Annotated in this window: 10 protein-coding genes; 3 read left to right on the top strand and 7 right to left on the bottom strand. The window is 57.4% G+C overall.

Annotation, left to right across the window (positions count from 1 at the left end):
- Nucleotides 1–107: 107 nt before the first annotated feature.
- Nucleotides 108–905: a 4-hydroxy-2-oxoheptanedioate aldolase gene (gene hpaI / locus ACIX8_RS12905; RefSeq protein ID WP_014265784.1), complete on the top strand. Its 798-nt coding sequence runs from the start codon at nt 108–110 to the stop codon at nt 903–905.
- On the opposite strand, the gene pqqE is transcribed toward hpaI, so the two are convergent.
- Genes pqqE through pqqA form a run of 5 tightly spaced genes read right to left on the bottom strand, consistent with a single transcriptional unit; the run spans nt 906 to nt 4,004 of the window.
- Complete coding sequence (gene pqqE / locus ACIX8_RS12900; RefSeq protein ID WP_014265783.1) at nt 906–1,991, bottom strand: pyrroloquinoline quinone biosynthesis protein PqqE; 1,086 nt, start codon at nt 1,989–1,991, stop codon at nt 906–908.
- Nucleotides 1,992–1,994: 3 nt separating this feature from the next.
- Nucleotides 1,995–2,255 carry a pyrroloquinoline quinone biosynthesis peptide chaperone PqqD gene (gene pqqD, locus ACIX8_RS12895; RefSeq protein WP_014265782.1) on the bottom strand — a complete coding sequence of 87 codons (261 nt, stop codon included), beginning with the start codon at nt 2,253–2,255 and terminating at the stop codon, nt 1,995–1,997.
- A gap of 10 nt (nt 2,256–2,265) precedes the next feature.
- Complete coding sequence (gene pqqC, locus ACIX8_RS12890; protein WP_014265781.1) at nt 2,266–3,030, bottom strand: pyrroloquinoline-quinone synthase PqqC; 765 nt, start codon at nt 3,028–3,030, stop codon at nt 2,266–2,268.
- Entirely contained in the window at nt 3,015–3,920 is a 906-nt protein-coding gene (gene pqqB, locus ACIX8_RS12885) for a pyrroloquinoline quinone biosynthesis protein PqqB (protein ID WP_014265780.1), read from the bottom strand. The genes pqqC and pqqB overlap by 16 nt, the downstream gene beginning before the upstream one ends.
- Nucleotides 3,921–3,923: 3 nt before the next feature.
- Nucleotides 3,924–4,004 (bottom strand): pyrroloquinoline quinone precursor peptide PqqA, encoded by an 81-nt coding sequence (pqqA, locus tag ACIX8_RS26550; protein ID WP_150110859.1) that lies wholly within the window; start codon nt 4,002–4,004, stop codon nt 3,924–3,926.
- 398 nt (nt 4,005–4,402) lie between these two features.
- Here pqqA and ACIX8_RS12880 point away from each other — a divergent pair, with 398 nt between their 5' ends.
- A complete protein-coding gene (locus ACIX8_RS12880) occupies nt 4,403–7,141 on the top strand; it encodes a hypothetical protein (RefSeq protein ID WP_014265779.1) in 2,739 nt (912 codons plus the stop codon).
- Between the two features lie 114 nt (nt 7,142–7,255).
- Nucleotides 7,256–8,896, top strand: a complete 1,641-nt coding sequence (locus ACIX8_RS12875; protein ID WP_014265778.1) for a hypothetical protein — start codon at nt 7,256–7,258, stop codon at nt 8,894–8,896.
- A 319-nt stretch (nt 8,897–9,215) separates the two neighbouring features.
- Here ACIX8_RS12875 and ACIX8_RS12870 read toward each other — a convergent pair whose 3' ends face one another.
- Entirely contained in the window at nt 9,216–10,304 is a 1,089-nt protein-coding gene (locus ACIX8_RS12870) for an alginate lyase family protein (protein WP_014265777.1), read from the bottom strand.
- 85 nt (nt 10,305–10,389) lie between these two features.
- The gene (locus ACIX8_RS12865) at nt 10,390–13,881 is read right to left on the bottom strand and encodes a TonB-dependent receptor (RefSeq protein WP_014265776.1); all 3,492 of its coding nucleotides are present in this window, start codon (nt 13,879–13,881) and stop codon (nt 10,390–10,392) included.
- Nucleotides 13,882–13,985 lie beyond the last annotated feature (104 nt).

Here is a 13,985-nt window from a genome sequence, read left to right as displayed (position 1 = left end):
AGATTTAAGGTGGGTATCGGCGATCACCCCGCCAGCCCTTCCCAATCGATTCCGGGCCACTCGGCCCAATAGCCTGCTGCTTCTATAAGACTGGAGTCTAATCAGTAATGATGGAGAATGCTTTCAAAAAAGCGCTCGCTGCCGGTCAAACGCAGATCGGATTGTGGGCGAGCTTTGCAGACGCTTACGCTATCGAGATTGTCGCAAGCGCCGGGTTCGATTGGCTGGTCATCGATGGGGAACATGGACCAAACGATCTGCGCTCCGTGCTTGCCCAGCTTCAGGCGGTCGCTGCTTATCCCACGCATCCAGTCGTGCGCCTTCCGATTGGCGATCCCGTGCTGATCAAGCAGTATCTCGACATCGGTGCCCATACGCTTCTTATTCCAATCGTTGAGACGGCAGAGCAGGCAAGGCAGTTGGTGGCCGCGACTCGATATCCGCCACACGGAATTCGCGGGGTGGCGTCGGCGCGTGCCTCGCGCTGGGGCGCTGAAACCGAGTACCTCGCGCGCGCGAACGAAGCCGTCTGTTTGCTGATCCAGGTCGAAACATTGAAGGGGGTCGAAAATCTGGATGACATTCTCGCGGTGGAAGGTGTCGATGGCGTTTTCATCGGGCCGTCTGACCTGGCCGCATCGCTTGGCCACCTGGGAAATCTCGGACATCCTGATGTGATCTCGATGATCGAATCAGCGATTGCTCGCATCGTGCAATCCGGTAAAGCCGCCGGCATTCTTACCGCGGATACTGCGCTCGCACAGGAGTACATTCAGCGTGGTGTTACCTTCTGTGCGGTAGGCGTTGATACGACCATGCTGGCTCAAGCCGCGCGAGCCTTGGCCCGCAAGTTCAAGGGAGATCTTCCACCCGCACCCGTCGTAAAACCGGGTGCGACGTACTAATTACCCTCTCCAGATCGGAAGAACGTCGTTGGAGGGAAGCCTAAGCTCCGTCAGCAAATGGTGGTCCGGGCTATACCGGCACACGGGATCGATGGCCTGGGCGTCGCCGGTAAGCAGAAAAGCCTGGCAGCGGCATCCGCCAAAATCCTTCTCCTTCCGCGGGCAGGCCAGGCACGTCTCCGGCATCCAGGAGTCTCCGCGAAAGCGCTGAAAGGCTGCCGATGACTCCCATATCCATGCAAGATCGTGGTCCTGCACCTTGTCGAATCGCAGGCCAGGAATAATGGCTGCGGAGTGGCAGGGCAGCGCCTGTCCTGTCGGGTCGATGAGCATCATCTGTCGTCCCCAGCCACCGACGCAAGCCTTGGGGAAACTGCCAAAGTAGTCGGGGAAGACGGAATCGAGATGGATCTTTCCCCTAAGTCGCTCCTTGGCTGCTTCGATCACAGGTAAAGAGCGATCCACCTGCTCCTGCGTCGGCATCAGGAGCGACCGGTTCTTCAGAGCCCAGCCATAGTACTGAACGTGCGCAATCTCCAGGCGATCCGGCCCCAGCTCTTCCGCCAGCCCAATAAAGGACTCCAGGCGATCGAGGTTCATCCGATGGACAACCAGATTAACCGTGAACGCGAGAGGGAATTCCTTGAGCACCGGAACCAGCGCGAGCTTGAGCGCATGAGCGCGTGTGCCTGCGATATGGTTCGCCGTCGTCTCGTCGAGGTCCTGAAAGCTGAGCTGCAGATGTTCAAGCCCGGCTTCTACCAGTTCGCCAAGACGTTCCCTGGTCAGGCCAACCCCCGACGTAATCATGTTGACGTAGAGTCCCGCCCGGTGTGCGGTATCGATCAGTTCGGCAAGGTCTTTCCGCGCCAGCGGCTCTCCGCCGGTGAGATGTAGATGCAGAATCCCAAGACTGGCGGCCTGTTCAAAGACGCGCTTCCAATCAGCCGTAGAGAGCTCCTCTTCCGCGCGCTTCAACTCAAGGGGATTGGAGCAGTAAAGACAGTGCAGCGGGCAGCGATGCGTCACCTCCGCAATGAGCGAGAGCGGCTTTGGCAGGGACGAAATAGGGCCGGAGGTCAACATGATTTATGCGCGCACGACGCCGTGTCCCTGCATGCGTTCCAGCAGGTCGACCACGTCTTTCCGGATGTCATCCGCAGGCGCCCCGGCGTACTGCTTCAGTAGCTCCTGCACAACGTCTTCGACTGTTCGCTTTCCGTCCAGTTGTTGCAGAATCTCACGAGCCGGCCCGTGCAGATTCAACGCCCCTTCCGGTATCAGCAGAACCGATTCGGTCGGATGCAGTCGGCAGCCGGGGGCAAGTCTCGGAGTGTCGTTCAATTGCATGGCAGCCTCTTCAAACCTGTGGGACGAAGCACCCGGGCGGTATGTTGCCGGGCTGAACATAGGCGTAGTCGATCGCATCGAGCTGCGCCCAGAGGATGGCGCACTTTCGTTCCAGCGCCTGGATCACCTGCTCCTGTTCGCGCCGTGTCTGCGCGTGGGTGGAGACGTAGTCCAGCGCGAACGCCGCGTCCTCGGGAGCCTGCGTAAGCCTGCCCTCGAAGTAGCTCAGGCCGCTCGAAAGATAGGGATAGTGCAGGCGAAGCTGATCCATGCGAAGCGAGATAAGATCGCGCGAGAATAGCTCCGTCAACGAAGAGGCGACGGCGATGAGCAGCGAGCTGTCTCGCACCAGCGCCAGATAGGCATCCACCGCATAGACGACTCCGGGCAGCACGCCAGTGCAGGGAATCACCTCTTCGCGCGAGAGCCCGGAGGCCTCGGCGAGTTGAAGCCACTTCTCGATGCCGCCGTAGCCGTCCTGGTCTCCGTCGTGATCGAGAATGCGCTTTCGCCAGACCCGTCGAAAGGCAGGGTCATCGCTCTTGGCCAGCACGAGCGAGTCTTTGATCGGAATGCGGCTCTGGTAGTAATAGCGATTCAGCGTCCAGGCCTGCAGTTGGCCGCGAGTTAACTCCCCGGCGTGCATGCGCTGATGAAAAGGGTGCAGGTGGTGATAGCGTCTCTCTCCCACTGCGCGAAGACGAGCATGCAGCTCGTCTTTCGAGAGAAGGGCATCGTCTCCGATCGTGCCTGAAGCGGCTAATTCCACTGCCATCCGTCGTGTCCTATCTGCCATCCGGCATCCACTACCAGCTTATATTCAGCGCTGCGAGGATCGAGCACCGGATTGGTGTTGTTGATATGTACGTAAACCTTTTGCCGTGCAGAGGTCCCGGCCAGCAGCCTGAGAGTGCCGTCGTCACCGCTCATGGGTACGTGTCCTATGGAGCGTGCGAGCGGGGTTCCAGCGTGTGTGCTGCTAAGCTCCTCGTCGCTCCAGAACGTGCCGTCCACCAGGATCGCGTCGCAGGAGTCATAGAGGGCTCGCAACTCGTCCGTCACCTCGGGCACAGAGGGAGTATAGGCTAGGCGCTGGCCACCGGACTCGATGAGAAGGCCAAGCGTCGTCTGTCCTGGTTGCTCCTTGTGAGTCTCGCGGGCATAGTAAGGAAGCCCGCCCTGGAAAGGGATCGGCGTGCAGGTAATTCCTCCGCCGAGCGTGAAGCTCTTCTGTGGCGATATCTCTACCCAGGTCAGTTGATCGGGAACGCGCTGCAGCATGCGGAAGAAGCTGTTTGCCTCCAGCACCTGGCGCACCAGGGCTGTCGCATAGAGGGTGAGGGGCTGGAACTCGCGCAGCAGAAGCACACCCAGCACCTGATCTAGATCAGCGCTGGTCAGGATGATGCCTCGAATGGGGGTATTGCGTTTGCCCAGCCGGGAACTCGGCTGCAACTCAGGATGCGCTTCGATCTGCATTCTTAGATCAGGCGAAGCATTGATCAGAAACCAGTTCTCCGCATCGGCAGAGAAAGAGGCTTGAAGCTGCATGCGGGGTTGGACAATCTCAGGAGATTTGCGGCACAGATCGCACAGCTTGCAGGCGCAGTTCCACTGGGGAATACCGCCGCCTGCGGCGGTCCCCAGCAGTTTAAAGTTCAACAAGATTTAGATTTCCGCAGGGGCGTAGCAGTTGATCTCACAGCCAAGGTTGACTTCTACAAAATCAGGACGGGTCCAGGCCTTCATTTCCATTTAGATCTCCTTGAAAAATCCTTGAGGAAATACAAGCGCTCGTCTGCTCGCCTTTCCGAGGTAATTATAGCGTGCTCATTCGCTCAAAAATCGATACTCAACTGTGCCCCGAAGGGGCAAGGTGATGTCTGACGATTCTGTGGGGAGAGACATAAAACAAAAGCGATAATGGTTTCGCCCTAAACCACTATCGCCGATTCGTCAGGCACTATCTAAGGCCCGCCCTCTGACAGTCCCTGCTCCGCCTCCCCTGACCGTTAATGCGTTTGCCTTCACACTCTTCGCAACATCCTCATTCTTCAGCGGATGAACGGGCACACCCACCAACAATCTTTTCGATTCGGCAGACGGATCACAACCACCCCCGACCCCTGAGCGTCTAAGCAATCCAGATGAAACTCTCGCGCGTTGCCGCCTGTCTTTTCGCCGCTGCCATCACAGTGACCCTCCGTGCCGATAACGCACGCTTCGATCTCGTCGGTCCCAAGATCGATGTCCGCGTCACTCGTGGCACTGCCACGCTTCCTATCGCGCAGGTTCCGAACCTGCAGCCAGGCGACAAGATCTGGATCAAGGCTGACCTTCCCCATAGCCAATCCAACCACCTGTTGATCATCGTCGCCTTCCTGCGCGGCACCACCAACGAGCCGCCTGACAACTGGTTTACCGAGATCGACACATGGGACAAGAAGACGATCGAAGGCACGACGATCACGGTGCCCAAGGAGGCCGAGCAGGCTGTGATGTTTGTCGCTCCTGAAACCGGCGGCGACTTTAAAACTCTTCGCTCCGCGGTCAAAGGCCGGCCGGGGCTGTTCATCCGCGCCGATGCCGACCTGAATCAAGCCTCCTTCGAGCAGCAGCGCATCGAGCGCTATCTCGCGGCGATGAAGACGATTCCACAAAACGATCAGAAGGCCATTCAGGACCACTCCGCCAAGCTGGCTGCCACGCTTGCTCTTAAGCCGAATGCCGACTGCTTCAAACAGCCTGTAGACCAGCAGGTAAATTGCCTCACCCAGTCCAGTGCGCCCGTCCTCCTCGACGATGGGCATGGCCAGAGTGTTGCTGATGCTCTTACCACCGGAGCCTCTTCCGACTTTATCAATGCGGCTTCCGCCACACCGATGGCCGCAGCTGGACTTTATTCAGCCTATGTCGGCGCTGTTGTGGATCTCGTCCACCTTGTTAGCCTGCTGCGTACGGCCCAGTATCAATACATTCCCGGAATTAGCTTTCCGCAGGGTTCTACGCTCAACCTGAAACTCAACGCTCCGCCCTCGTTCAACAATCCCAAAACGGTCATCGTGATCGGTTTACCGGCCATTCAGTCGGCCAAGCTGCCGCCTCTGCACCCCCACGACGCCGACGAGGTCGCTTGTCTCCTGCAACCGAAGATGGCTCTGCAACTCGAAGGAGCGCCGCTCGTCTTCTCTACCGGCTTCGCGCACGATCTCATCCTCCACCTCAACCGGACCGGCGCTCCCAGCGATATTCCCTTGACGCCCGATGCCTTTGAAGGCGGTCTTATCGCCACGAAAGAGGAGCAGCGCAAGCCCCTCATCGATGAGAGCGCCAGCGCGCCTCCTGCAAAGTCCGACGTGAAGATCGGTTCCAGCACTGACCTCACTATTACCGGTACTGTTCGCGGCTACTGGGGCTTCGATCCCTTCGAAGGTCCCACCCTCACTCTTCAGCAGGTCGACGGCAAAGACTGGAAGATCGTTGGCGACACCCAACTCATTGCCGGACAGGATAACCATCTCACGCTCAAGGGCGATGGCACCGCCTGCGTTCAGCACATCGCTCTTACGACCAGCAAGGATAAAGACATCGACGTCACCTTCAAACCGACGGCAAGCGATGGGGGTAAAGTCGCCAAGGACTCGCTCGACCTGGATGCTTCGCTCAAGAAGGTTCAGCCTGGTGGCTACTCGCTTGCCATTCAGCAGTACGGCGATGCCAATCAGGACAAGGTTCCACTTACTGCCTATACCGGTGACATCCATCTCGATGGCCTGAAGGTTCACGCGGGGGACAATGAAGCTGTACTCACCGGCCAGGGGCTTCAGGATGTCGTCTCCGTGCAGATCGCCGGTCAAGCCTTTACTCCTGCCGGGACTGGCAACGACGACAAGAACCTGCATCTTCACTCCGGGGCAGGTGTCTCGCCTGAAAATGGTGCTGACGCAACCGCCAAGCTCAAAGACGGCCGCACCATGAAGATCAAGGTCTCTACCGAAGCTGCACGGCCAGGCCTGAAACTGCTCTCGTTCGACGCCACACCCGCGCAGCAGGACGGCTCTATCCCCGTCACCCTGGGCACGAAGAACGACATTCCGCTCAACGGTAAACTCACCTTCGTCGTGCAGACCAAAGATGTTTTTCCCCGCACGCAGACCATCGAAGTCGCCACCGCCGACGGCTCCGTCCACACCAGCCTCTCCTTTGCGGCCAACAACCTTGTGCTGCAGGATGATCACACCGCCATTGCCACGCTCGATCCTTTGAAGGCCTTCGGTCAGTCGGCCTTTGGCAATCTGCAGATGCGTCCTGTCGCGGAAGATCAGACCCCGGGGGACTGGACACCGCTCGGCACTCTCGTCCGTACGCCGCAGATCACTGCGATCCACTGCACCAACGCAGACGCTCCTACCTGCACGGTTGACGGCAACCAGTTCTTCCTGGTGCAAACCTTCGGGGCGTCCAAGGACTTTGCCAAGCCAGCCGAGGTGCCCACCGGCTTTGCCGCGAGCACCTTCACCGTGCCCACACCGCTGGATGGAGCTACGCTCTACCTCAAGCTCCGCGACGATCCCAACGTCGTGGCCACGGTAACTCTACCTACGCCGATTGAGAAGTCCACGCCAGCGCCTGCGACGACTGCACAAGCTCCAACCTCGACACCGGATGCCACGCCGGCAGCGCAGGGTGCTGCACCATCAACTCAGAACGCTGCACCAGCAACACCCGCTGCCCCTACCTCACCGAACCCATCTACTCCTCCGGCGACATCAGCAGCGCCAGCGGCAACACCGTCTCCAGCGCCTGCGCCAGCGACGACACCAGCGGCGACACCGTCTCCCACACCCGCGCAGCCTTCAACCGACACTTCAACTCAGCCGAAGTAAGGGTGAAGGCCTTTGCCCTTGCTTTTCTTGTTGTCATTCCCGGAGGGAATCTGCTTCCGAATCTCCCCAGAGGCCTCCTGCCCCAATCAAGCAAACCTGTAAGATAGTCGCTGAATGAAAAAGGCTTGGCCACTTTGGTTTGCTACAGCGGCATACTTTGTAGCCTTAGGCGTTCTGCTCGTGATCGTCCTCGGCAGAACCCACGGCCACCAGCTTTACCCGCTTGACGATACGTACATCCACGCCGCCGTTGCCAAGAACTTGGCTTTGCACGGAGTGTACGGGATCACCCGTTACCACAGCAGCTTCCCCTGTTCTTCCATCCTGTGGCCGTTCCTGATTGCGCTTACGTTTCTCGTCGTCGGTGTCCACGTCTGGGTTCCGTTCGTCCTCAATATTGCATGCTCTCTCTTCATCCTCTGGTTTAGTTATCGCCTGTTGAGATATGCAGGGATGCACCTAACGCCCGCGCTTGAGGCGCTTTTCCTTCTGATTTTGGTGTGCAGCGTCCCCTTGGTCGGAATGACCTTTCTGGGGATGGAACACCTCTTCCACCTCTTGTCCTTTCTGCTTTTGCTGGGCAGTTACGAGGCTGCGACGCGTCCGAAGCCTGTCCGGGGGGCAGCAGTTCTTCTGGTCCTCGCCTCGTTTCTCGTTACCGGAGCGCGCTACGAGGGGCTCTTTGCGGTGCTGCTTGTCTGTGGACTGCTGGCTGCAAAGTCCAGGTGGAAGCTTGCTCTTGCCGCTGGTTCTTCGGCCCTGCTTTTGGTGATCGCGTTTGGGCTCTATGGGCTCTCTCAGGGCTCGACCTTTCTGCCGTCCCCGCTCTTGATCAAGACCGCTGGAGCCAGCAAATTCTCTCCTTTGACGTGGCTGCACAACCTGCTCGGCAGGCATGCTTTGATCTCCGGGGTGACCCTTGTCTTTCTCCTCTGCTGTGTCCTTCTCATCTACTTGCAGAAGCGTTTTCCCCATCAGCATAGCCGGCTTAAGCATTGGCTGCTGATTCTTCTGGGTGTCTTTCTCCTGCATGCCCAGTTCGCTCAATTTGGGGGATTCTTCCGGTACGAGGCCTACCTGATCGGGGCCGGCATCGTTGTGATCTTTGCCGGTGTCTCGGCCTTGATGTCTTCAGGCACGGATCACGCCTTCTCTCGGGAAGCGCAAGGCGTGGCCAAAGTTCTATTGGTGTTGACCGTGCTGGGGCTTGGCGCGCGCGCTGCCATCGTCTTCTCGATCATTCCCGAGCAGACGTACGGCGTATACGCGCAACAGTATCAAGTGGCAGCTTTCCTGGGACAGCACTATGAGGGACAAGGGGTCGCGTTGAATGACATCGGTGCGCCCAACTATTTCGACGACATACGTTGCCTCGATCTGTGGGGATTGGGCTCTGTCGATGTAGAACGTCTGCGCGTTCACGGTACCTTCGACCGCGATGCGATCGATCGGCTCACCACGGCCGGCCATGTCCAGATTGCGGTCCTGTATCGCTCCTGGTTTACCGATAAGATCCCTGCTCGCTGGGTGCCTGTTGAAGACTGGCAAGTCACAGACCTCAAGGGGCACTCGGTCCTGGGAGGCGACACAGTGACGTTTTACGCCGTCGACCCCTCTGAAGCTCCAACCCTGGCCCGCAACCTTCTGGACTTCGATCGGCAACTGCCTCCTGGTGTTCACAGCAAGCAGTTATGGACGGCTTCTTCGACAGACGCCACGGGGAGCGATACGAAGCCAATGCTAAGTAGTCGTTGATACGCGAAACCATTCCCGAAATCATGTAGGGTCAGTTGCTTCTGTTTTTGCCTTTGTTTTTCTGGTTGTCATTCCGAGCGCAGCGAGTGAACCTGCTGTCTCCCGCTCTTTGGTTGCATTACATAAAAGTAGAGGCAAGACCGAGAACGAACGGCTTTCGTTAGCGCATAACGCTTGTTATGGCACGAGCGAAAAACGGGAGACAGCAGGTTCACTCGCTGTGCTCGGAATGACAACCAGAAAAGCAAAAGATATCTATTTCTCTCCATATCTTTGCAAGAGCTGATACACGATCGCGCTTCTTCCCGACCATCCCTCTCTACGCTGGCGGAAGCCCGCCCAGATAATAGACACTCAAACTAGGCGCCGCCTGAATCAGCCGTGTCAGCTCCGCATTCGGAAAGCGCCGAGCATAAGGAGGTGCCCATCCGATCTGGTCTCCCGTGACAACTGTGGGGACCTCCTGCTTGATTCCCGTAGCCTTCTCAAAGAGTGCAGGATCATGAAGCCCCGCTACGGAGACGTCTGCCAGCCGATGAATCGCACCCTTCGCATGGGCATAGAGATCGAGATGATTGGCCTCTCCGAACTCCGCCAGCAGGACGAGCGGTGCCAGTGCATAAAGATGGTAGTGCAGCGCCTTGCTGCCCCGAGCCATCTCCAGGGGAAGCGTTCCGTCAGGCCGTATCTGATCGACCCCGTTGTCGTAGGTCGACATGGCCCAGTTGAAATCGCTCTGGTTGTCGGCGGCTACACCGATTGCCGCCAGCTCGACCCCTGCCCAATACAAGTGATTATTTCCCTTGCCGCCATCTTTTTTCGTATGTCCGTCATACCAGTCTCTGGTCTCTCCTCCGACGCGATGCAGCCATTTGGCAATGACTGCGTTCTGCTCTGGGGTGGCGTCTCCGGTTTCACGAACTTTGAGATAAGCGATGGCAATGGCGCCCACGACCCAACCTTGCACATAGTAGGCCTGGCTCGAAGACATCTTGCCGCTGAGGGATCCGTCCTGTGCCATGGTGACGATTCGACTGGTGGCGCACTGTGCCGCCTGACGCGAGCCGGAGGTGCGGTAGTCGTCGGCTGCCTTGACGATGGCCATTCCAACCTCTTTCACCTTGCCGCTCGACTTGCGATAGGCCTCCTGCCGCACGGGATCGATGATGGAGTGCGTCGGATCGTCCAGCCTGTAAAAGCCATCGGTGACAAGATCAGGTGTGAGATGAGGAAGAGCCGGGCAAGGGTAGGCCGAATTAGTCACAGCAACCGGCTTTCCATCCCACGGAGAGCGCAGAGGCGCCGCAAGGAGCGCCGGTGTTACTGCCAGGCCGAGAGTTGCCAGCGCGGCATATCTACAGAGGAACGGGCCATGTGCACGGAAGGGAAGTCGTATAGGGCTTTTCATGCGGTCTCTTTCTGGGGGCTATTCTGTTACCTGAAAAGGCCATCCTTGCGGATGGCCTTTCCTGTACAGCGGTTATAGGGAATGGTTAGAAGAAGAAGCGGGTTGAGGCCTGCATCGTACGGTTCGGCTGTGTGCCCGTGATCTTGCCAAAACCGGACGAAGTAGCAAAGGTCGCTGTCGTGCCGACCTCCGTTACCGTAAGCGAACCGCTTGGAGCCGTGAAGTTCGTATGGTTGATGACGTTGAAGGCATCGATACGGAACTGGAACTTCAATCGCCGGTAGATTGGGAAATCCTTCGCGACCGAAGCATCGAAATCTATCTCACCGGGAGCCCGGTTAGAGTCGCGCGATACGTTGCCGAAGCCTGTTGAGACGATCGGTGTTCGAACGCCGCCGATGGTGTTGTAGACCGGTCCGGAGGCTGTGAGCGGGAAGTTTGGATCGGTTGCGGAGTCGAAGTACTGAATTGCAGCTCCGTTGAGCGGATGGTGCGACAGCTTGAGGAGCTGAGGATTTCCATTGGGACGCTGGGACGAACCCGGAATCTCGTTGGTCTGAGTGATGTTGATGGGCAGTCCGGTGTGACCGACGAATACCGGCGAAATATGCCAGTCGCGCAGCCACCACGGACCCGGAGTCGTATACACCACGGCGATATTCAAGACGTGCTTCACATCGATATTGCTGACAGTGAAGTCCTTGATGCGGTTCGGACTATCGACAGCATACTGCGAGTTTGCGGTTCCATTCGGGGCCGAAAAGTTGTAGATGGTGCTGCCGTCATCTTCACTCTTGGCATAGGTGTAGTTCGAGAGAATGGCCAGTTGCTTGTTGAACTGACGGTGAACGCTTACCTGCAACCCGTTGTAGTTGGAGGCTCCAATATTGTTGTTCGTTTGGAACTGTTTGAGGTTTGGAAAAGGTGATGCCTGCTGCGTTGCGAGACTGGTGTTAGCTTGCGTTACGGCAGGTACAGCCGAAAGTGGAACAACATTCTCATTCAGGTTGTAGGAAAGATGCAATGCATGGTTTCCGACATAGTTGACCTCCAACGTCAGAGCGAGAGGCAACTGACGCTCGAAGCCGGCATTCCACTGTTGAACCAGCGGCATGTGGCTTTGGTCATTGAATGAGACGGCAACGGAGTAGGGGTTACTGGCCGAGCTGGTCACTAGCGCGGCGAAAGGATTCTGCAGGTTGGGTGGAGGAGCAAGCGGAAGCCCTTGAGAAAGGGTGAAGGGTTGTGCGACTGCCGTTCCCAGGTTGTTATAGCTGATGGTGTTGTCAAATCCCGGATAGGCGAGCTGGCCTCCTAGATTTTGGAAGATGGTTCCATAAAAGGTTCCGAACGCGGCGCGGATGACAGTTTTGTTGTCAAGGCTATAAGCCAAACCAATTCTCGGAGAGACATCAGCTCTGGGAGTGGTGACATTCAGGGAACGAGAGACGCCGTTGAGACCAGCCGCCAGCAATTGCCCGGTGTTTGGGTCGATACGGCTATAGATGTTGGTAGCGATGGTCAGCGACGACTCATACTCGTAGCGAACGCCGAGATTGAGGGTCAGCTTTGGCGTGACCTTCCAATCGTCCTGTAAGAAAATCCCGAAATTATAATTGCGCCTGCCCGTCGGGGGCTGGGGTTGTTCGTAGCTGGCGGTCTTGATCTGACCGAGGAGGAAATCAGCAATTCCTGTATTTGGATTTCCGGAGGCGCCATGATTGGTAATGGAGCCATCAAAAGCTATCGTTCCTTCGGGGCTTGTAGCTGGATTGAACGAGTTGAATTCATTCTTTCGCAGCGACGCGCCGACCTTGAAGGTATGAGGACCAACGGTTTTTGTGACAGTTCCAAAAGGGCTATAGGTGTTGGTGATGTTGACCTGGTTCGTATTGGTATCCGCGCCAATATTATCGAAACCGGGGTCGGTGATTTGAGGAGTCTGGTCGAGCGGCAGAGATGCGATTCCAAGCTGCTGCGACGCATTCATGCCGGCTCCCGGAGGATTGCGGAGCACAACGTTGCGGAAGAAGCCCATATTCAGGTCCATCACGAGAGTCGGAGTCCACGTACGCGTGTAATCGACAGATGGGAGCCACGCATTGTTGCAGGTGCAATCCCACGTAGTGTTGAGCAGGGGGCTTTCCCAGGAAACCGCATTGGGGGACGAGGTTGTAAAGCGGTAGACGTTGAAGCTTAGTCTGTCTTTGAGCGTGAGATTCTCATCGACGCGGGCTGCCAGCTTGAGAACATGGCCCGTCAGGTTTTGCAGAGAGGTCCAATTGCCGGTGTAGCGGTTGTTTGTCAGGTCATAGGTTCCAAGGGTATTTGGTAGTGGAAGTAACGCGAGGATCTTTGCCGCTGCCGGATCGATACCTGTAACCTGGTTGCCTCCAAAAGCAGGGGAGGATTTTCCCGTAGGTTGGTAAATCGTCTGAGGGTTGCGTGATTGGCCATTGAGGCCGATAGGAGCCGACGCGTTGGAGAAATCGCCCGAACGCTGCGCTGCAGTGGGAACCGTAAATGAAAGAGTCGTCGAGTTGGGTGTGATTGTCCGGTCGTAGTTGACGAAGAAGAACGTCTTATCGTGACCGTTATAAAGATGAGGGATTCGGACCGGACCACCTATGGAGCCGCCCATTTGAAAAAAGCGGTCACGATTGCGCGGCGTGACAGCTCCGGTCTTCAGGTTGATGGTGTCTTTATGAAAGTACTGATTGGCATCGAGGGCTTCGTTACGCAGCAGGAAGTAGACGTTGCCGTGATAGACGTTGGTGCCGGAGATCGTATTCACGGAGATGACAGCACCCGAGGTGCGGCCGTACTCGGCTGGCGCGTTGGTCGTGAGGACGCGGAACGAGTCCACACCATCCGGTGAGGGCAGGGTCGCCGGGCTTCCGGTCGAGGCAACGATCGTCGAAACTCCGTTCAGCAGAACTTCTGTGTTCAGGGTGCGGCTGCCGTTGATCGAGAGTTGAGAGGTATTCGGCGTATCCCCGGCTCCGCCGTGTGCGGCGCCTGGGATGAATGTCAACAGGTTCTCTGTAGCGCGCTGTTGCAAGGGGAGGTTTTGAACCTCGGTCGGGGCGATGAGCGTCGATACGTCCGAAGTGCTGCGGTCAAGTTCTTCACTTCTGGATTCGACGGTTACTGTCTCTGTCTCCTGGCCGAGTTGCAGGTTGACGTTGATCGAGGTGACCTGGGCAACAGTGGCAATGAGATCGTTTACGACAGATTGCTTCAGCCCGGGCGAGGTCACCGTCACCCGGTAGGTGCCAGGGATGACCTGGGGCGCTACAAAGTCGCCTGAAGAGTCCGTAACGCCATTGAAGACCGTTACGCCTGTGTCTTGGTTGACGATAAGGACCTTAGCGTTGGGTACGAGAGCTCCGGTCGGGTCGAGGACCCCGCCGCGGATGGTCGCGTTGGTGTTCTGGGCGTAAGCTACGCCGGCTCCGGGGATGAGACCAGGGAAGGTCCCCCAGGCGGTCAGTGCCAATACCGCTGCGACTACCAAAAGTCGTACCGTGCCGCTGAGTTGATCCGGGATTCTTTGTACCCGTTGATGGATGTTCATGAAACTAGCCTCCGAAATACTTTGGTGCATCCAGGCATGCACAAACTTAAACTTTGTTGACCGTCGTGTGGTTCAGAATCGAAGGCCCGGAACATTGCGATCTA

The sequence above is a fragment of the Granulicella mallensis MP5ACTX8 genome (assembly GCF_000178955.2).
Taxonomy (GTDB): domain Bacteria; phylum Acidobacteriota; class Terriglobia; order Terriglobales; family Acidobacteriaceae; genus Granulicella; species Granulicella mallensis.
The sequence above is the reverse complement of the archived record's forward strand: the minus strand, read 5'-3'. Positions and strand labels throughout refer to the sequence as shown.

What these genes read in the sequence shown, in the direction of transcription:
- pqqA (WP_150110859.1), bottom strand. Translation starts at nt 4,004, where the DNA reads ATGAAGGCCTGGACCCGTCCTGATTTTGTAGAAGTCAACCTTGGCTGT.
- ACIX8_RS12870 (WP_014265777.1), bottom strand. Translation starts at nt 10,304, where the DNA reads ATGAAAAGCCCTATACGACTTCCCTTCCGTGCACATGGCCCGTTCCTC.
- pqqC (WP_014265781.1), bottom strand. Translation starts at nt 3,030, where the DNA reads ATGGCAGTGGAATTAGCCGCTTCAGGCACGATCGGAGACGATGCCCTT.
- ACIX8_RS12865 (WP_014265776.1), bottom strand. Translation starts at nt 13,881, where the DNA reads ATGAACATCCATCAACGGGTACAAAGAATCCCGGATCAACTCAGCGGC.
- pqqE (WP_014265783.1), bottom strand. Translation starts at nt 1,991, where the DNA reads ATGTTGACCTCCGGCCCTATTTCGTCCCTGCCAAAGCCGCTCTCGCTC.
- ACIX8_RS12875 (WP_014265778.1), top strand. Translation starts at nt 7,256, where the DNA reads ATGAAAAAGGCTTGGCCACTTTGGTTTGCTACAGCGGCATACTTTGTA.
- hpaI (WP_014265784.1), top strand. Translation starts at nt 108, where the DNA reads ATGATGGAGAATGCTTTCAAAAAAGCGCTCGCTGCCGGTCAAACGCAG.
- pqqD (WP_014265782.1), bottom strand. Translation starts at nt 2,255, where the DNA reads ATGCAATTGAACGACACTCCGAGACTTGCCCCCGGCTGCCGACTGCAT.
- ACIX8_RS12880 (WP_014265779.1), top strand. Translation starts at nt 4,403, where the DNA reads ATGAAACTCTCGCGCGTTGCCGCCTGTCTTTTCGCCGCTGCCATCACA.